Raw genomic sequence first — 17,949 nt, 5'->3', positions numbered from 1 at the left:
TATCGCTACGTCCTAAAGCACCAGGTCCCCGGGCTCGGCCAGGGGCACGAACAGCGGCAGGCCGCTGTCGATGGCCTCCGCGCCGGCCGTGGTCGCGGCCAGGGGGTCATGGTTCCTGAGATCGTGGAAGTTCATGCCCGTGGCCTCCTCCAGATCCTTGATCGCGATCTGGAAGGTCCGATAGGCGCCGAGACGGAAGCCTTCGACGGCCTCGCTGCGGTTGCGATCCTCCAGCAGCTTGCGGATGAGCTGGCCCTGGCTCAGCAGATAGGCCGTGGCGTGCAGGACGTCGCGGCCGTCCTGGGTCTTCACGGCCATCACCGCGACCTTCCAGAACTCCAGCGGCACGCGGACCCCGCCCTCCTCGTCGAGATACTCGTAGTCGCCGTTGAGGACGGGACCGGTGAAGATGCAGGCTCGGAAGCCCTCGGTCCGGCTGTTGTCGAGGATGTAGTTCTCCAGCCCCTGCCACAGGGTCTTGCCCTGGTTCAGCAGCGAGTGCTGCGGCGCCGAGTTCGTGTAGTGGAAGGTGTCGAAATTGGCCTGGTTCGCATCGGGGCCCCAATTGGGGTCTTCGCGGCGGACCATGTGGCCCCGATCGATAGCCCGATCCGCATAGTGCTTGGCCGTGTATTGCGAGGCCGGATCTATCCGGGCGTCGACGTACCACTTGTCGTCGCCGCGCTTGATGCGCACCGCCTTCTCGCCGTCGATATTGACCGCCGTGGCGGCCGGCAGCTTCAGCGCCTCGGAGAACAGCACGCCGAAGTGGGTGTAGCGCAGTTCGTGCGGCCGGTCGGCCAACGCATCGTCCGGCTTGGCCAGCCCAGCGGCGACCGTGGCTTCGAGTTCGGGCCATGGAACCCGCAGGTTCGCGCCGAGGAAGTTGGGATCGTAGCCGCCGCGGTCCTTCAGGTCCGCCTTCCTGTGGACCCCGTCCGCGGCCTCGACGGCGTGCGTTTCCTTGAACACCGCGCCGGCGACGGAGGTGCGCTCCCCGAAGGCCAGGCGGCGCAGGGTGCCGGCCGAGACCGCGCTGTTGGCCACGCCGTATTCGCCCGCGAAGTGCAGGCCCACCACCGCGCGGCTTTCCAGGCTGATCAGGGCCGAGCCGGAATTGCCGCCCAGCGAAGTGCAGTCGTGGCTGAGGATGATGCCGGCGGTGGCGGGACGGGTGATCTCGCCGGGCGCGAAGCGCTTCACGTCGTAGAGGCCCCGGAAGTATTGCTCCATGGCCGTGACGTCGTTGCGGGTGTCGTAGGCGGGATAGCCGACGAGGGCCACCAGGTCGCCCTGTGCGGCCTCCTTCTCGGCCAGTTCCAGGCGATCGGGCCACGACCAGTCGACGCCGTTCGGCCGCGCCACGCGCAGCAGGGCGACGTCCGCCTCGGTGTCGTCGGCCAGGTACTCGACGGCGGTGGCGACCGCGCTGCGAGCGTCGGTGGTGCGGGCCTCGACCTCTTCGTTGAAGTCGATGCTCGCGCCGTAGCGGACACCGGTGAAGGGGGAACGGACGAAGACGGCCTTGCCGTCGAGGCTGCGCTTGGCGACCAGCTTGGCCACGTGGCGGTTGGTGACGACCAGGGCGTCGTCCTTAGAGCGATCCACGACCCAGCCTGTACCGCCCCAGGCCATCTCGTGGTTCACGAACTCGATGCGTCCTACCGAGGAGATGGCGGGTTCGGCCCCCTTGATCAGCCCGACGATGCCGCTCGGGAACTCGAGCAGCAGCTCCTTCTCGATGACGACGGCGTTGTTGCGGACGACCAGCGGCGGACGGCCCGTGAGGCGGACGATCGCCTCCAGCGCCATGGGATTGACGCCGACGCTCTCGAGCCTGCCGGGCTTGGCCTCCAGGGCGCGCGCCACGCTGGCGGCGTCAAGCACGGAGGCCCGGAGGCCCAGCTTGCGCAGGTTCTCGCCGCCGCCGTTGGCGAGGCTTTCAGCCGCCTTGCCCAGGCGCGGCAGCAGGCTCTCCAGCCTGCCCCGGCTTTCTTCCAACTTGTTGCTCATGACATGTCCGTCCCTTGGGGTTCGATTGCCAGGATCGCCAACGCGGGCACGAAAGCGGCGGGGATCCAGCGCCGCGAAAGCTTGGAGGCCGCGCGCAGAGCCAGCTCACGCGGCTCCTTCGGCGGCTCTTGAGCGAGGTCGTCCCTCAGCCGGTCGAGCCTGGCGGCGCGCAGGATTCGCGTCGTTCCGGCCTCCCCGCCGGCCCAGGCCGCCAGTTGCGCGCGCGCGGCCTCGCCGGGCGACACTCTGCCGAACAGGTCCTCGAGACGATTCTCGGTGACGACGTCGAGACCCGTCTTCGTGCCCCGCCAGCCGCGCGGCGGATGCGCATAGCGCCACCAGCCCGCGGCGGTGCTGCGCCAGCGCTCGGCGCTGCGGCCGATCGCCCGCAGGTCCGGATCGCGCAGCAGAAAGCCGGCCGCCGACAGCCATTCGGCCGTGAGCCCCAGCGCCGACAACGTGGCGGTCGGGACGGCCGGGTCGTGACGCAGGGCCCCGAACTCCGGAAAGGCCTCGACCCGCGCGTTCAGCATGTCCTGCAGGCGTCCGTCGCGCCGGTCGCGCAGCAGCCACTCACCGAGGTCGTCATAGGGCGACAGGATGGCCAGGGCCTGGGCGTCCCCCGCCTGGGAGAAGAAGAAACGCGACTCGGCGGTCGCCGTCGGGTCTATGCGCCGCCGCCGCTCCTCGGCGATCGAAAGCGCGGTCGGCAGATCCTCGCGGGGCGCGTCGGCCGACCAGAGCGCCTGAACCGCGGCGACGGTGTTGGTCCGCCCCGGAAGCAGGTGTTGCGGCGCCGCGGCGAACCCCAGGGCGCCGGAGGCCAGGTTGGACTTCGAGGCCATGATCAGCCGCGCCGTCCGTTCGCGCCTGTCCTCGTTCCCCGCCTCGCCGAACCAGCGGCGCAGGTCGGTGAACTGGAACTCGGCCCGCATCTCCAGCCGGACCAGCGCGGCTTCCGGCCAGGTGTCGAACAGGGCTTCGTCCCATGGACGAGACCAGGCGCGCTCGTCCGCCAAATCCCGGGCTTGCCGCCAGCGACCGGTGCGCCAGAGCAGGACCAGCGCCGCCTCGGCCGCTTCACTGACCGGGTCGATGGAGGCGGGCCGGAAGACGTTCTCGTAGAAGGAGATCGCCTCGGCCAGGTCGCCCCTGCCGATCAGCATGCGCAGTTCCCCGGCCGCCTCGGCCGAGACCAGGCCCGCCGAGGCCGCGGCGTAACCGCGCCCCTCGTAGCTTCGCTCGCCCCGGGCCCTCAGCAGCGCATCGCGGGCAGGCGCAGGCAGATCGTCCAGGTCGTTTCGCTCGAAGGTGATCCCGGCTTCCAGGTTCATGCCCTTCAGCGCATCGTCCCCTTCCCAGCGCGTCGCCTGGAGACGGTGATAGAGGCTCTCGGCGGCCGCCCAGGGCGCGGCCTGGCGCGCGAACCATCGGGCCGCGCGCCTATGCAGCTTGTGCGCGAGGCCGGAGCGCTCCTCGTAGAGCTTGCCCGCCAGCCGTCGGCGCAGGTCGGGGTGAGGCTCCAGCCAGCCGGCGGCGGACCGCCCCCCGATCAGCCACGTCTGCTCCTTGAGACCGGCCCACAGCTCGGCCGCCTCGGTCGGGCTCAGGCGCGTGGGGCCGACGACCGGCGCGATGACCTCGCCCAGCAGCCTGCTGTCGAAGCGGCGAAACAGGGGGACGAAGCGCGCGATCCTGCCGTGGCGACCGCCCAGGCGCGATTCCAGGCTTCGATAGAGGGTGACGGTCGCGCCTTCCTCCCGATCCAGGCCCGCCGCACCCTCGCGCCGGGCGACCGCGCCCAGCAGGCGCAGCTGCATCGGGTCGCCGTCAGCGCGCCGGATAATCGTGTCCCACAGCTGCGGAGGCGTCCGGGCCTGCGCCAGCAGGGCCGCGGCGTCGGTCTCCGTCAGACTGTCGAGGGCCAGGGGCACAGCTACCCGGTCCTGGACCGGCTCCAAGGCGTCCCCCCGACCGGCCGCGACCACCACCAGCGGCCCCAAACCGCTCCTGCGCAGCTGATCAAGCCATTCGAACAGCTGGCCTGGGTGGGTTTCGCCCCGGCCACGCAGCACCTCCAGCGTATCCAGCACGATCACCAGCCTGCGCTTGGAATCGCGCAGATAACTGGAGATCGCCTCGATCAGCGCATAGGGCAAAAATCCCCGGCCCCTGGAGCCCTTGATCCTGGTCTCCTGCGTGGAGACAGCCTCGAGGCGCGTCGCGCGCAACTCGCCGGCGATCTCCGGCGCCTGGCTGGCGACCTGGCGCGCGACCTCGAGGCTGAGCCCCAGGCGATCCAGCACGTCCAGGCTGGCCCGGTCGAAATCCAGCCGCGCGACGACGACATCCACGCCGCGGCTGGCCACCTCCCGCAACGCATGTTCCAGAAGCGTCGACTTGCCGATCGCGGGCAGGCCGCTGACATAGAGCGTCCGAACCCGGCTTTGCCAATCCTCAGGAGCGCAGATCCAGTCGACCAGCTTTTCGGCCAGGTCGCCGCGCCCATGGAAGCCGTCTTCCAGCAGCAGGTCCCCGCGACGCTTCTGGTCGGCTCGGCTCAAGGCGGCCTGCACGCGCGCCAGCAGGGACGCCGCCGGAGCGAACCCGCCGCTCCATTCCAGGGCCGCCGCCAGCCTCGGCAGATCGGGCAAGGCCCCATCCTTTCCCGCCTCCGTCGCCTCCAGCGCAGCCGCCACCGCGGCGGTCGAGAAATCGCCCCTGCCGTCCAAGGCGTCGAGCAGGTCGCTCGCCGCCGCGTCCACGCCCTGGTTGCGGCGCCAAAGCTTGGCGACCTCGAGCAATCCCTGCTCGGAAAGCCGCTTCAGATCCCAGGCGCGTTCGCTGGCGCGCAGCAGCCACGCCTTGCCCACGCCGGTGTCACAGGCCGACGCAAGGGCCGCCGACACCGAGACGGCCAGGTCCAGCGGCCGGTCGGCGGCGAACGCGCCCGCCGCGCGCAGCGCGTCTCCCGGCGCGAATGGACCCGAAAGCGCCGCGTACTCGCGCGCGAACCCGATCGCCTCCTCGGCGCCGGTCTCCATGGCCGTCAGCGAAGGCGCCGCCACATCCAGCTCGGGAAGCGGCCGTTCGTGCTCCGGCGGGGGCTGGTCGGAAGCGCTCATGGCCGTTCCCCTTGGGCGTCGAGCCAGTCAACCAGCCTCTCGCGCACGACGGTCACGATCTGGACGCTGTGGGCGACGTCGAAGACGCCGTTCTGCGAGGGCAAGTTCCTCAGCGCCGGGTTGGCGATCTGCCGAACGCCGACATCTCCCAGGTCCAGTTGCAAGGCGCGCCCCGCCCGCTCGACAAGGATCTCGACCTCGCGGCGCTTGATGTGGCCCACATACTCCACGACCAGGCCCGGCGGCCCCTCGCTGGCGCCCGCCCCGGCGTCGGCGAACTCCTCGCCCGGGGTGCTGATGGTCTCGAAACCGGCGATCACCATCCGCAGCCCCGGTTGCTTGAGCGCCGCGTCCACGAACGCCTCGAAGGCGATCCGCTCGCCTTCGGTCAGGCCCGCGGCCGGGTTCTCGAAAAAAAACCACAAAAGCCGGTCGGGCCCTTTCGCCAGGACCGCCGCGTCCAGCGCCTGCGCCAGCCGCCGGGCCTCGTCGCCGACGGCCGCCTCGGGCGTCGTGTCGCCGGCCCGCGCCCCCTCCGGCGCCGCGTCGGGTTCCAGCGCCAGGCCCGCCTCGGCCGCGCGGCGGCGAACCTGCCCCAGCAGATCCTGCAGGGGCTGGTCGAAGCCCAGGCGGATCAGGAGGTGACGGCCCGGGTCACGGTCCAGCACGGTCTCCAGCAGCGCGGCCGAAAAGGCCAAGCCCGTGGTTCCGGCCGTCAGGTTCATGCGGCTGACCCGCACGCCTCGGACACGCCCCCCGGGGCGCGAGGCTTCCGCCACCCCCTCGAAGAACAGATCCCGGCCAATGACCAACTGGCCGTCGAGCGTATCGGTCAGGGACCACAGGAACCGAGGCGCGACGTCGGTCCGCACCTGCTCCATGACCGGACCGTGGAATCGGGTCAGCGGCACCAGCCGGCGCGCCGGCTCCCACCGCCCCTGGTGGATGCCGACCAGTTCGTAGCGCGTGTTGACGCAGGCGGCCCCGGACGAACCGCCGTTGGTGAGGCTGTCGTGGGGAACGCGAGCTTCGAAGCCGGCGATGGGCTCGACACGCCCGATGCCCCAGCCGCTTGGACGTCCGTCCGGGAAGTCGAGGACGAATACGTTGGCCTGCGACGGCAGCCTCGGCGCCACGTCCGGCACGCGCAGGAAGTTGAGCCGCATCCCGTCCGGGCGGCTCAGCCGCAGCAACGCCACGTCGTGACAGTCGGCGAAGTCGGCGTCGTTGGCCGGAAACTGGTTGGCGAACTCCGCGATCGTGCAGGGCGACAGGTAGTGGCTGACCTTAAGCACGCTGCGCCGCGTCTCGTCGGCGAGCAGCACGCTGATCGGCTTGCGAACGGGATCGGGGGTGTCGGGCGCGCCGCTGGCGATCACGTGCCAGGCCGTCAGCACCAGGCTGGGCCCGATCAGGCAGCCCGATCCGGTGATGTCGTTGTCGAGCACGATCCGGCAGGCCGCGGCCTTGCCGACCCGCTCGAAGGCGCTGAAATTGCTGAAGCGCCGGTCCATGGGCGCGGCGGTCTCGCGCCCGGCCAGCGCCACGCCATAGGCTTCGAGCAGTCCCTGCTTTTCCAGTTGAAAAGCCAGCATGCTCTCCAAGGACATGCCGCGCTCATCGGCCACGGGCCTCAACGCTTCGAGAGTCACGGGGCGCTGAACGCCGCCCTGAATAGCCTTCAAGGCCTGCTCGGCCCGCATGGGATCGGCCCGTATGGCGTCCTCGATATCCGTCCTGCTGACCATCGCATCCCCCAAGCTCAAGTTTGAGCTTGAAATCACGACGACACAACTATGAATTGCTTGCGACAATCGGCACACGCACCGGAGGCGCAGCCCGCCGTCCGGATGCGCCCAGGCCGCGTCCGAGGAGACCCGCCATGCCCTTCGTGACCCTCCAGCCCCCGCTGGAGAAAGGCCTCGAGGCCTATCCCCAGATGATGCCCAAGCCGCTGGTGGTGGCCATTCTGGACAGCGAGGACGAGAAGGAAGGGCGAACCTGCGCCATCGTGACCTTCGCCTTCCGCTACATCCATCCAGCCTCGGGCGCGCAGATCGACGTACCCGAGGGCTATGTCACCGACTTCGCCTCGATCCCCTCGGCCGCGCGCGGCGTGTTTCCGCCGTTCGGCCGGCACGCCAAGGCCGCGGTCCTGCACGACTGGCTGTACCTGATCGGCGAACCCGGGCAGCGCCCCTTCGCCGACCGCATCTTCCTGGACGCGATGAAAGACCTGGGCGTCAGCCTTCCGCGCCGCACGATCATGTACCAGACGGTGCGAGCGGCCGGCGGCGGGGCCTATGCCAAGGAGGTCGACACCTGGTCGAAGGCCTTTGGCGACTGGCGCACCGGCGAACGGCGCGCGCCGCCGTTCGCCGCGGACGCTCACTACCAGCGGCACTGGCCGGCCCCGCCGCGCCCTGACTACCGCCCCTAGCCGCCGGACTGGGCCGTCGACGCGGCCCTCCGGGCCGTGAAGTCGACCCAGACCTCCAGGACATGGGTTCGGTCGGGCTGCAGGTCGGCGAGAAGCCGGCAGGACGGGTTCGCCGACGCCCCCTCGCCGCCGAGCGCCCCGGCCAGGTCGGCCCTCAACCGCGTCGCGAAAGGCGTTTCCTCGTCACGGAAATAGCGGACCTGAGCGACGGGGATCCGGTCGTCGCTGCGGTTCTCGGGCTCCGGCGCGTCGTAGCCCAGGGCGAGCAGCCTTCGCCGAAGCGCGGCCGCCTGCTCCGGCCGTCCCCGGTACTGGATGTAGACCGTGATCGCCTGGCGCACGTGCAGCCAGTATTGCGGGCCCGACGGCCGCGCGATCGCGACCGGGGCGTCGAGGGCCTTCAGCAAGGCGCCGTCGCCGACCACCCCCGTGCGCGGCGCGGAGTTGTAGTTCTCGTCCGGATAGCCCTGCCGAAGCGCGATATTGGCTCGCGCCCGATAGACGCCGTCCTTGACCACGCCTCCCGGCGTCACCCGCTCGCCGTCCGGATAGCGCGCCAGCAGCGCCTGCGACTGCCCGCCAATCCAGATGTAGCCCTCGACGCCTGGCGGCTCGCCGGCCTTGGCGACCTCGGCCTTCGCCTGGGTCGTGTCGGAGGGCTGGATAAGCTCCTCGACGGTGTTCTTCAGCGTGGTGTTGTCGTCCGTGAGCGTGACGTTGGCGTCTTGCGAGTTTTTCAGCTCGCCATTGAGAAGGAGGGTCGTCGCGATGAAGCCCCCGGTCACCAGGACCGCGCCGGCGACGGCGCCGGCCAGCGCCACGCGACGCGCGATCCGGCGCTGAAGGCTGGCGTCGATATAGTCGGCGATGCCGGACGAATGCTCGCGATAGGGCAAGGCCTGCGAAAGCGCGCGCCCCCGCAGCAGGTCATCCACCCGCCTGTAGCGCCGCCAAAGAACGCCGGATTTCTCGAGCTTCAGGACCATCGCCTCGTCGAGCGCGCGGTCGGCGCTCCAGCCGTCGAGCTGCGGCCAGTTGGCGATAAGCAGCGCCCTGTGGGCGATGACCAGCCCTTCGTCGCCCGGCCCCTCGACGATGACGCCCGCGTCCTGGAAGCGTCGCCGGACACGGTCGAGATCGGGATCGCCTCTCGCGTCGTCCAGCCTGACGGGCCCTCCCAGCAGCCGCAGGAACAGCTTGCGCGCCTGGTCCTGCTCGTCCGGGGTCAGGCCGTCATAGACCGTCCGGGCCCGCGCCTCGACGGCCGCCCCCGCCTCGGGGTCGGCGGCGGCCAGGCGCAGCAGGTCCGGAAACGGCTCGTCCGGCAGGCCGGCCAGGGCGCTGGTCCAGTAGTCGACAACCCCCTGGGCCGTGTCGCGCTCGGCCGGATCCTGCAGCCATTTGCCAAGGTCCGACGCCGTGTGGCGCAGAGCCGTGGCCTTTCGCCGCCGCTCATCGTCGCCCATGTCGCTCCAGCCTTGCAGCAGGCGCAGGTGCTCGGCCCGAACCGCGGGCAGCGACAGGGTCGCGGAGTATCGCAAGGCGCTCGCCATCTACGTCTCCTTCAACAACTCTTCGATGGGACGGCGCAGCGCGCTGATGCGGTTGCACTGGTCGAGCACGGCCTTGTCGACGCCGAAGAACTGCAGGCGGCCGATCCGGACAAAGGTCCGCAGCGCGCTGACGGCGGCTCCGGGCGCGGCGGCGGCCAGGCTCTCGTCGACATACAGGCGGGCGCTGTCCATGTTGGCGTCCCACATGTCCGGCGCGGTGCGGCGCAGGGTGTCCAGCGCGCGCGACAGCGTGCTCCAATGCGCCTTGAGCATGGCCCGGCTCGGCTCGCTCGCCTCGAGCTCCCGCTCGAGCAGCCACAGCTCGGCGTCGACGCCCTGCCAGTAGCGGTGCAGCGCCAGGGTCTGGCGCAGCACCAGATCGAGATTGACCAGCTCGTGGGACGCCGCGTCCAACGCCTGCAGCGCCGTCGGCGAGGAGAAGATCTCCAGCTTGGCGTTGTCCTGCAAGAACTTCAGAACGTCGTTGAACGGGATCCGGTCGGCCGCCGCGACGATCTGCTGGTCGTAGGCGATCAGCTGCATCCGCAGGATGCCTCGCAGCGTGAACAACCCCTCGCGCAGGGCCTCGGGATCGGCCTGCCCCTTTTCGATCTGGCCGATCGCCTCCTTGAAGTCCTCCACCCAGGCCCGATCGACGTCGACCGCGGCGGCCAGATGCTCTTCCAGCTGCCCAAGCGCCAGCTTCAGGGACCACACGTGCATCCGGATCTTCGAGACGGTCTCGAAAGTCAGCGCCGTGTCCGACGCCAGCAGCGGCCCGAGCTCGGCATAGGAGCTGGTCTGCACGGTGTGCAGGATGTCGTGCACCCGCTTGGCGAAGCCGAGGCGCCGCAGGTTCTGGTCGACAAGTCCCAGGTCATCGCGCGCCAGCTGGCCGATCTTCTGCGACAGGCCCTTTTCCCGGATGCCGTCGAGCACGCTGGAGATCACGGCCACCCGTTCGGCCTGCCCTCCCCGCTCGGCCGCCAGGAAGTCCGCCTGCGGGACAAGCGCCAGGACTTCGGGGCAGCGGCCTTCCACCCATAGGCGCAGGTCGCGGTTGCCGGACAGGTCGAGGAACAGCGCCGCCACGATCTTGAGAACGGCGTCGGGACCTTCCGCCTCGACCAGCCTGAAGGCCCCGTCGACGAGCGCGAGCATCGGCTCGTCGTCGCCGCCGACGAGCATGCCCAGGCTCGCCTGCATGACGCCCTCGAACACGGCGTTGAAGGCCAGGTAGTCCTGGCGTCGGCCGCCGCCATAGGCGCGCGCGACGATCGTCTGCAGCGCCTCGTCCTGCAGCGAGGGGGCCAGGGCCACTATAGCGCCGTCAGATCAAGTCGCTGGGCCACCGCCCGGGCGACGAGATAGAGCGGCACGGCCTGGTTGAAGCGCGGGACCCTGGCCGGGTCGGCGGCGTGGTGCAGGCCGATCACGTCCAGGTCCGCGCTGAGCACCGGCGACCCCGACGCCCCGGGTTCGGTCGTGACATTGTAGCGATAGCGCAGGCCGTTGGCCGGGAACTCCGTCACCACGCCGTAGGCGACCGACAGCGGATCCCCGCCTGGGTGCTGGGCCACCAGCGCCACGTCCCCCGGGACCACGACGGGCGACGTAGCCGCCAGATCCAGGGACTGTCGCTCGATCGGGATGGACTCGGCCAGTTTCAGGAGCGCGAAATCCAGCTCCCCGGCGGCCGGGTCTCCGGTCCCGGTCACGTCGCTCTGCGAATGGGGCCGGCTGTCCACGTGCCAGTCCTCGGCCAGCCGCGCCTCGACGCCCGCCGTCGCGCTCCGGTCGGCGTTCCGGCGGTAGTCGAACCGGCAGACGACGCCCGCGCCAAGGGATCGGTCGGCGATGGCGGCCGAAACCACGTGATGGTTGGTCAACACATGCCGGCGGCCGACCAGAAAGCCGGTGCCCCGCGGCCCGCCGGCGTCCTCGATCCTGCAGATCGCGCCCGCCAGCCGGGTCAGCCTCGCCTGGAACTGCGTGAAGTCGACGATCCTGGAGCGTTTCGCGACCAGGGCCTCAAGCCGGTCCTGGGGCAGCGGCGCGAGGCTGGGTCCAGTGTCGTACGGCGTCTTGGCCGCCTCCAGGTCGGGCAGGAGGCGTTCGGCGGCGGCGCGGAGATAGGGATTGCCGGGCTTGCCTGTCCAGGCCAGCGCCAGCAGGTCCCGCGCCCGGCCGGCCTCCTCCGCCCAGTCCAGCAGCCGCCCGAACACCTTCTTGCTGCCGCCCGCCGCGCCGACTTCCTGGTCGATCCGCGCGCCCCAGCTGAAGCCCAGGCGCCGGTCCAGGGTCTCGATGTCGTAGGCGCGCCACAGCGCCTCGTGGATCTGCGCCAGGTCGCCCGGCTGCAACGGCCCCTGCTCGAGGCCCGCCGGCAAGTCCAGATCACTCATGCGCCCCCCGGACCGCGTGACCATTCCCGGCCATCGAGCCTATCAGGCGGCGCCATCTCGCAAAACGGCGTTTTCCATTTTTAAGTGCAAACCCGGAAAAACGCGCAAAACGCGCGATACGACGGCCCGCCAGCGACCAGAGCCGCGCGCTTAGACCTGTCGAAAACCGGAAAATCTCTCGAGGAGAAAATGGCGCGCCCGGAACGATTCGAACGTCCGACCCTCAGATTCGTAGTCTGATGCTCTATCCAGCTGAGCTACGGGCGCGCACTGCCTTGCGGCGAGGCGGGGGAGATACCCCGTACCCCTGGGGTGCGCAAGCGTCTTGTCGCAAGAAAGTCGCCGAGTTCGGTGGATAACTGCACGAACCCTTGGCGCGTAAGGGTTTGTTGGCGTGGAAAAGATGTCGCAGGGAGGTGCGGCGGCGATTTTTCGCGAGCGTGGTGGCGGCGTCGGGGGCATGGTTCGTCGAATCCCCGTCGTCCGAGTCGGCTTTCCGACGCCACGGGCGACCCGTTCTGCGCCCCGATGCCAGGTCTTCCGAAGGATCCGCCCATGCGCCTGCCCGTTCTCGCCGCCCTCGCTGTCCTGACCGCTTGCGGAGGGATCGCCGGCTGCGCGACCGCGATGGGGCCGCAACCGGTCGCGCCCCTCCCGCAGACGGCCCCGGCCACCGCCGGCGCGGCGGCCGCCTACAACCCGCGCGGCATGGTGGCCTCGGCCAATCCGCTGGCCACCGAGGCGGGCCTGGGGGTGCTGCGCGAGGGCGGCTCGGCCGTCGACGCGGCAGTGGCCGTGCAGGCGGTGCTGGGCCTGGTGGAGCCGCAGAGCTCGGGCCTGGGCGGCGGCTCGTTCATGGTCTTCTACGACGCCAGGACCGGCAAGGTGACCGCCTATGACGGCCGCGAGACCGCGCCGGCCGGCGCGACGCCCGCCCTGTTCCTGGGCGAGGACGGCAAGCCGGTGTCGTTCATCGCCGCGGTGCTGTCGGGCCGCTCGACCGGCGTGCCGGGCGCGGTCGCCATGCTGGCCCAGGCCCAGAAGGAGCACGGCGCCATCGGCTGGGACCGCCTGTTCCTCGACGCAGAGACGCTGGCCGACCAGGGTTTCGTCGTCAGCCCGCGCCTGGCCTCGATGATCAACGGCCGCTCGCCCCAGGGCCAGACGGCTGACGCCGCGGCCTATTTCACCAAGCCGGACGGCCGGCGCTACCAGGCCGGCGAGACCCTGAAGAACCCGGCCTACGCCGCCACCGTGCGCCGCCTGGCCGCCGAAGGGCCCTCGGCGCTCTACGAAGGCCCGCTGGCGCAGGCGATCGTCGCCAAGCTGCACGAGGGCGAGCGGCCCTCGGCCATGACCCTGGCCGACCTGAAAGCCTACAAGCCGCGCTCGGCCGACGCCCTGTGCCGGCCGTGGAAGGTCTACAGCGTCTGCGTGCCCAACCCGTCGTCGAGTGGCGTGTCGCTGCTGCAGGCCCTGCTGATGCTCGAGCACACCGATATCGCGGCGCGCAACCAGAACGACCCGATCGCCTGGACCCAGATCGCCGAGGCCGAGCGGGTGATGTACGCCGACCGCGACCGCTATGTCGGCGACCCGGGCAAGGTCAGCGTGCCGGTCGAGGGCCTGCTGGAGCCGGCCTATGTGAAGGAACGCGCCAAGCTGATCGGCGAGACGGCCGGTCCGGCCCCGAACTTCGGCCTGCCCAGGGGCGCGCCCAAGGTCGGCCCGGATTCGACGATCGAGCCGGGCGGCACGACCCACTTCGTCATCGTCGACGCGGCCGGCAACGTGGTGTCGATGACCACCACGGTCGAGAGCATCTTCGGCTCGGGCCGGATGGTCGGCGGCTTCTTCCTCAACAACCAGCTGACCGACTTCAACTTCGCGCCGACCGACAAGGACGGCCTGCCCGGCGCCAACGCCGTGGCCGGGGGCAAGCGCCCGCGCTCGTCGATGTCGCCGGTGGTGGTGCTGGACAAGAAGGGCAAGTTCCTGGCCGCCGTCGGCTCGCCCGGCGGCTCGGCGATCCTGTCCTATAATCTCAAGGCCATGGTCGGGGTATTCGACTGGGGCCTGTCGATGCAGGACGCCGTGGCCCTGCCCAACCTGGTGGCGCGCGGCGACACGTTCTCGGGCGAGGTGAACCGCTTCGGCCCCGAGCTGACCGCCGCCCTGCAGGCGCGCGGCGTGATGGTCAAGGAAGGCCAGAACGAGAATTCGGGCCTGCACGGCGTGATCGTTCGCCCGGGCGGCAAGCTGGAAGGCGGCGCGGATCCGCGCCGCGAAGGCGTGGCCAAGGGGCTGGAGTAGTTTTTGGAAATCCTCCCCCTGAAGGGGGAGGTGGCCCGGAGGGCCGGAGGGGGAAGGGGCTGCTGGCGCGCCCCAAGCACTTCCCCCTCAGTCGCTTCGCGACGGCTCCCCCTTCAGGGGGAGCATTCTTGATTACGGCAGCGGGCGCGGCTTGCGATCTTCGCCGATGGCGACGAACGTGAACACGCCCTGCGTCACCTTGTGGGCCTTTTCGCCGTCGCGGCGGCGGCGCCAAGCCTCGACCTCGACCTTCAGCGAGGTGCGTCCCGTGTGGACGATGCGGGCGAACAGGCTGACCTCGTCGCCGACGAACACCGGGCTGATGAACACCATGCCGTCGACGGCGATGGTCGCGCAGCGGCCGGCCGCCCGGTGGAAGGCGATCGAGGCCGCGGCCAGGTCCATCTGCGACAGCAGCCAGCCGCCGAAGATGTCGCCTTCGGGGTTGGTGTCGGACGGCATGGCGATGGCGCGCAGGACCGGCGGGTCGTGCGGCCATTCGGCGGCTTCCCACGCCTTGGCGAGGGTCTCGGCGCGCGGGCCGGAGAGCGAGGAATCGTCCATCTGGGCTAGTCGGCCTTAGTGGCCGCCCGGGCCTTCGTAGACGCCGGGAGCCAGGCGCTCGTCCTCGTCGTGGCCGGCATGGGTCGAGGCGATGAAGCGGCGGTCGCAGTAGGGGCAGTCGACCGAGCCGGCCGCGCCCATCTCCAGCCACACGCGCGGGTGGCCCAGCGCGCCGCCGACGCCGTCGCAGGCGATGCGGTGCGAATGGACGTGCACGATCTCCGGGGCCGGGCCGGCGCTGACAGCGACGTCCATGGCGGTGGGGGCGGTCGGAGCTTCGGACTTGGCCTTGGCCATGGGGGAACTACCTTCGAATTCTGAGCGCGGCCTTGGCTAGGCGACGAACGAGGCATACCTATGCGACGCGTCGGCGCCGCGTCAATTCGACGAAGCCGCGCACGCCCCTGTTTTCAAGGCCTTCCGCCCCCGATTGGACGCTTCATGGACCTGCCTGCCTACGCGATCGAAGCCGAGGGGCTGTTCAAGACCTATCCCGCCACCAAGACCGCGCCCGAAAAGCGCGCCCTGAACGGCATCGACCTGAAGGTGCCGCGCGGCTCGATCTTCGGCCTCCTGGGTCCGAACGGGGCGGGCAAGTCGACCTTCATCAACATCCTGGCCGGCCTGACCCGCAAGTCCTCGGGCACGGTGCGGATCTGGGGCCGCGACATCGACGAGCGCCCGCGCGACGCCCGCGCCGCCATCGGCGTGGTGCCCCAGGAACTGGCCGCCGACGTCTTCTTTACCCCGCGCGAGTCGCTGGAAGTGCAGGCCGGCTACTACGGCGTGCCCAAGAACCAGCGCCGCACCGACGAACTGCTGAACGCCCTGGGCCTGGGCGACAAGGCCAACGCCTACGTCCGCCAGCTTTCGGGCGGCATGAAGCGGCGCCTGATGGTGGCCAAGGCCATGGTCCACCAGCCGCCGGTGCTGATCCTCGACGAACCGACCGCGGGCGTCGACGTCGAGCTGCGCCGCCAGCTGTGGGAATATGTAAAGGGCCTGCACGAGCTGGGCGTGACCATCGTGCTGACCACCCACTACCTGGAAGAGGCCCAGGAGCTGTGCGACCAGATCGCCATCGTCAACCGCGGCGAGGTGGTGGTGTGCGAGCCGACCCCGACGCTGCTGGGCCGCATGGACATCCGCAACGTGGTGGTGACGCCCGAAGCGCCGCTGGCGACGCCGCCGGCGCTGGAAGGCTTCGAGACCAAGGGCCGCGCCGGCGGCGCCTTCTCGGTCAGCTACCGAACCGGCCAGTCCAGCGTCGAGCACGTGCTGGCCGCCGTGCGCGCGGCGGGCGTGTCGATCAAGGACATCGCGACGGAAGATCCGGACCTGGAGGACGTGTTCGTCTCGCTGACCTACGGCGATCCGAACGCCAAGGATCCGCTGAAGACTTAGCCTCGGAAAACCTCTCCCATGGGGAGAGGGTTCTTTGACTAGGGCAACGCCTTCACGAACGCCCGCACCACCGTCGCCGAATTGTGCGCCGCCAGGCGCAGGAACACCGGGAACTGGTTGGTGGCCGGATCGCCGCCGGCCAGGTCCGACAGGCTGCGGAAGGCGATGAACGGGGTCTTGTTGACATAGGCCACCTGGGCCACGGCGGCGCTTTCCATGTCGAGCACGCGGGCGCCGAAGGTCTTGTGGGCGTAGTCGCGGAAGGCGGCGTTGTCGACGAACACCGGGCCCGAGCCGCCGGCCCCGCCGACCACCACCTTGGGCGGCTTGGTCAGGCACTGGTCGGCCGCGCAGCGTTTCAGCTCCAGGCCCTCCACCGACTGGCGCGCGAGAGCGATCAGCGCCGGATCGGCGGTGAACGACAGCCGGTCTTCCGGCTTGGCCGGATCCTGCGTCACGGTCACCGCGCGCGGATGCATCATGCCGAAGTTGGGCAGGTCGCTGACCAGGCCCGGCGTCGGCGCGAAGCCGCCCGGCACCTCGCGGGCATAGGCCATCTCGGAGGTCTGGGCCCAGGTCTCCGGCGCCACCACGTCGCCGACCTCGAGTTCGGGGTCCGCGCCGCCCGCCACGCCCGAGAACACGATGCGGCTGACCTGGAAGCGGTCCAGCGCCGCCTGGGTGGTCATGGCCGCGTTGACCATGCTGATCCCCGACAGGAACAGCACCACCGGCTTGCCCTCCAGCGTGCCGGTGACGAAGCGCGTTCCGGCGGCCGTGAATTCCTTTTTGCCCGAGGTCGCCGCCTCCAGCGCCGCCATCTCCGGCGGGAAGGCGCTGACCACGGCCGTGCGCGGCGCGGCGTCCAGGCGCTCGGCGGCCTGGCTCGCCAGGGGCGCCAGCAGGGCGGCGCAGGTCAGGGCGAAGGTCGGGACGATACGCATGCGGGGCTTTCCGTGGTCGATTCGCGCGCACCCTAGCCCCGCGCGCGCCGACGCAGGAAGGCCCGGCGGCGAAGCTGTTGCATCGCCCGCCGCTTCCGACGATTTTCGCGCCGCTTTTTAAGTAGCGGGGCAGGCATGCGGGCTTGGATTCTAAGAACATTGATCGTTGTGGCGACCCTGCTGGGAGCGGGCGCGCCAACCCTGGCGGCGACCAAGCCCATCCCGATCAAGGTGGTGGTCGTCACCACCTTCGAGATCGGCGCCGACACCGGCGACGTGGCCGGCGAGTTCCAGCCCTGGGTCGAGGGCTGGCCCCTCGATCGCGAGATCAAGGTGCCGGGCATCCGCCACGTGGCCCGCTATTCCGACGACGGCGTGCTGGCCATCGTCAGCGACATGCGCGGCCGCACCCGTGAAAGCGTCGCGGCCCTGATCCTGTCCAACCAGTTCGACCTGTCGAAAGCCTACTGGATCGTCAGCGGCATTGCTGGCGTCGATCCGGGCGCGGCCTCGGTGGGCAGCGCCGCCTGGGCCCGCTACGTCGTCGACGCCGACCCGATCTACGAGGTCGACGACCGCGAGATCCCGGCCGACTGGCCCTACGGCCTCTATTCCAACGACGCCGACCGCCCCAACGTGAAGGGCAAGGCCGAGGGCTCCAGCGCCATGGTCTGGACATTGGACCGCGGCCTCGTCGACTGGGCCTACGACCTGACCAAGACCGTCGCCCTGCCCGACAATCCCGACCTGCAGAAACTGCGCGCCGGCTATGCAAAGGAGCCGCAGGCCCAGCGCCCGCCGTTCGTGCTGCAAGGCGACGCCCTGGGCGCGGTGCGCTTCTGGCATGGGACGCACCGCACCCAGTGGGCTCGCGACTGGGTCAAGCTCTGGACCGACGGCGCGGGGACCTTCACCATGAGCGACTGCGAAGACCAGGGGATCCTCGACGTGCTCGACGCCCACGCCGACAGCGGCCGCATCGACCGGCGCCGGGTGCTGGTGCTGCGTACGGCCAGCAACTATACGCGCCCGCCGTTGGGCGAACCGACCTTCCCGCGCGTGCTGCACGACGACGGGGCCAAGGCCGCCTTCGAAGCCGAATTCCTGGTCGGGGGCGTCGTGGCCCGCGATCTCGTCAAGAACTGGGACCGCCACGCGCGCGTCCTGCCCCAGGGTGGAGCCCGCTAA

Annotated in this window: 13 protein-coding genes and 1 tRNA gene; 4 read left to right on the top strand and 10 right to left on the bottom strand. The window is 70.3% G+C overall.

The features are described from left to right. Window positions 1-12: 12 nt before the first annotated feature. The 3 genes from V6S85_RS24160 to V6S85_RS24150 are packed head-to-tail and all read right to left on the bottom strand — an operon-like array spanning window position 13 to window position 6,733. A complete protein-coding gene (locus V6S85_RS24160; protein WP_334350542.1) occupies window positions 13-2,013 on the bottom strand; it encodes a DNA/RNA non-specific endonuclease in 2,001 nt (666 codons plus the stop codon). Continuing rightward, on the bottom strand, window positions 2,010-5,138 hold the full coding sequence (locus V6S85_RS24155; RefSeq protein WP_334350541.1) for an ATP-binding protein: 3,129 nt from the start codon (window positions 5,136-5,138) through the stop codon (window positions 2,010-2,012). The genes V6S85_RS24160 and V6S85_RS24155 overlap by 4 nt, the downstream gene beginning before the upstream one ends. Continuing rightward, complete coding sequence (locus V6S85_RS24150; RefSeq protein WP_334350540.1) at window positions 5,135-6,733, bottom strand: trypsin-like serine peptidase; 1,599 nt, start codon at window positions 6,731-6,733, stop codon at window positions 5,135-5,137. The genes V6S85_RS24155 and V6S85_RS24150 overlap by 4 nt, the downstream gene beginning before the upstream one ends. Window positions 6,734-7,020: 287 nt before the next feature. On the opposite strand from V6S85_RS24150, the gene V6S85_RS24145 reads away from it, so the two are divergent. Continuing rightward, window positions 7,021-7,578 carry a DUF1353 domain-containing protein gene (locus V6S85_RS24145; protein ID WP_334350539.1) on the top strand — a complete coding sequence of 186 codons (558 nt, stop codon included), beginning with the start codon at window positions 7,021-7,023 and terminating at the stop codon, window positions 7,576-7,578. Here V6S85_RS24145 and V6S85_RS24140 read toward each other — a convergent pair. The 4 genes from V6S85_RS24140 to V6S85_RS24125 form a co-directional block, all read right to left on the bottom strand. Then, a complete protein-coding gene (locus V6S85_RS24140; RefSeq protein ID WP_334350538.1) occupies window positions 7,575-9,131 on the bottom strand; it encodes an nSTAND1 domain-containing NTPase in 1,557 nt (518 codons plus the stop codon). The two genes, V6S85_RS24145 and V6S85_RS24140, sit on opposite strands and share 4 nt — an antisense overlap. Continuing rightward, complete coding sequence (locus tag V6S85_RS24135; RefSeq protein ID WP_116569934.1) at window positions 9,132-10,451, bottom strand: hypothetical protein; 1,320 nt, start codon at window positions 10,449-10,451, stop codon at window positions 9,132-9,134. Further along, on the bottom strand, window positions 10,451-11,536 hold the full coding sequence (locus V6S85_RS24130; protein WP_334350537.1) for a trypsin-like peptidase domain-containing protein: 1,086 nt from the start codon (window positions 11,534-11,536) through the stop codon (window positions 10,451-10,453). Before V6S85_RS24130 ends, V6S85_RS24135 begins: the two co-directional genes overlap by 1 nt. 190 nt (window positions 11,537-11,726) lie before the next feature. Continuing rightward, a tRNA-Arg gene (locus V6S85_RS24125) sits at window positions 11,727-11,803 on the bottom strand. 288 nt (window positions 11,804-12,091) lie between these two features. Between V6S85_RS24125 and ggt the strand changes: the two genes are divergently transcribed. Continuing rightward, window positions 12,092-13,849, top strand: a complete 1,758-nt coding sequence (gene ggt / locus V6S85_RS24120; protein ID WP_334350536.1) for a gamma-glutamyltransferase — start codon at window positions 12,092-12,094, stop codon at window positions 13,847-13,849. A 132-nt stretch (window positions 13,850-13,981) separates the two neighbouring features. On the opposite strand, the gene V6S85_RS24115 is transcribed toward ggt, so the two are convergent. Further along, the gene (locus V6S85_RS24115; protein ID WP_101711763.1) at window positions 13,982-14,413 is read right to left on the bottom strand and encodes an acyl-CoA thioesterase; all 432 of its coding nucleotides are present in this window, start codon (window positions 14,411-14,413) and stop codon (window positions 13,982-13,984) included. Window positions 14,414-14,428: 15 nt separating this feature from the next. Then, window positions 14,429-14,710 (bottom strand): zinc-finger domain-containing protein, encoded by a 282-nt coding sequence (locus V6S85_RS24110; protein ID WP_334350535.1) that lies wholly within the window; start codon window positions 14,708-14,710, stop codon window positions 14,429-14,431. A gap of 144 nt (window positions 14,711-14,854) precedes the next feature. Here V6S85_RS24110 and V6S85_RS24105 point away from each other — a divergent pair, with 144 nt between their 5' ends. Next, window positions 14,855-15,817, top strand: coding sequence for an ABC transporter ATP-binding protein (locus V6S85_RS24105; RefSeq protein ID WP_116569939.1), 963 nt, complete (start codon window positions 14,855-14,857; stop codon window positions 15,815-15,817). A 38-nt stretch (window positions 15,818-15,855) separates the two neighbouring features. On the opposite strand, the gene V6S85_RS24100 is transcribed toward V6S85_RS24105, so the two are convergent. Then, complete coding sequence (locus V6S85_RS24100) at window positions 15,856-16,761, bottom strand: 5'-methylthioadenosine/S-adenosylhomocysteine nucleosidase (RefSeq protein WP_334350534.1); 906 nt, start codon at window positions 16,759-16,761, stop codon at window positions 15,856-15,858. A 135-nt stretch (window positions 16,762-16,896) separates the two neighbouring features. Between V6S85_RS24100 and V6S85_RS24095 the strand changes: the two genes are divergently transcribed. Continuing rightward, a complete protein-coding gene (locus V6S85_RS24095; protein WP_334350533.1) occupies window positions 16,897-17,949 on the top strand; it encodes a purine nucleoside permease in 1,053 nt (350 codons plus the stop codon).

This window comes from Caulobacter sp. CCNWLW153 (assembly GCF_036889365.1).
Classification (GTDB): domain Bacteria; phylum Pseudomonadota; class Alphaproteobacteria; order Caulobacterales; family Caulobacteraceae; genus Caulobacter; species Caulobacter radicis.
Note: the sequence above shows the minus strand (reverse complement) of the source record. Positions and strands in the feature narration are given on the sequence as shown.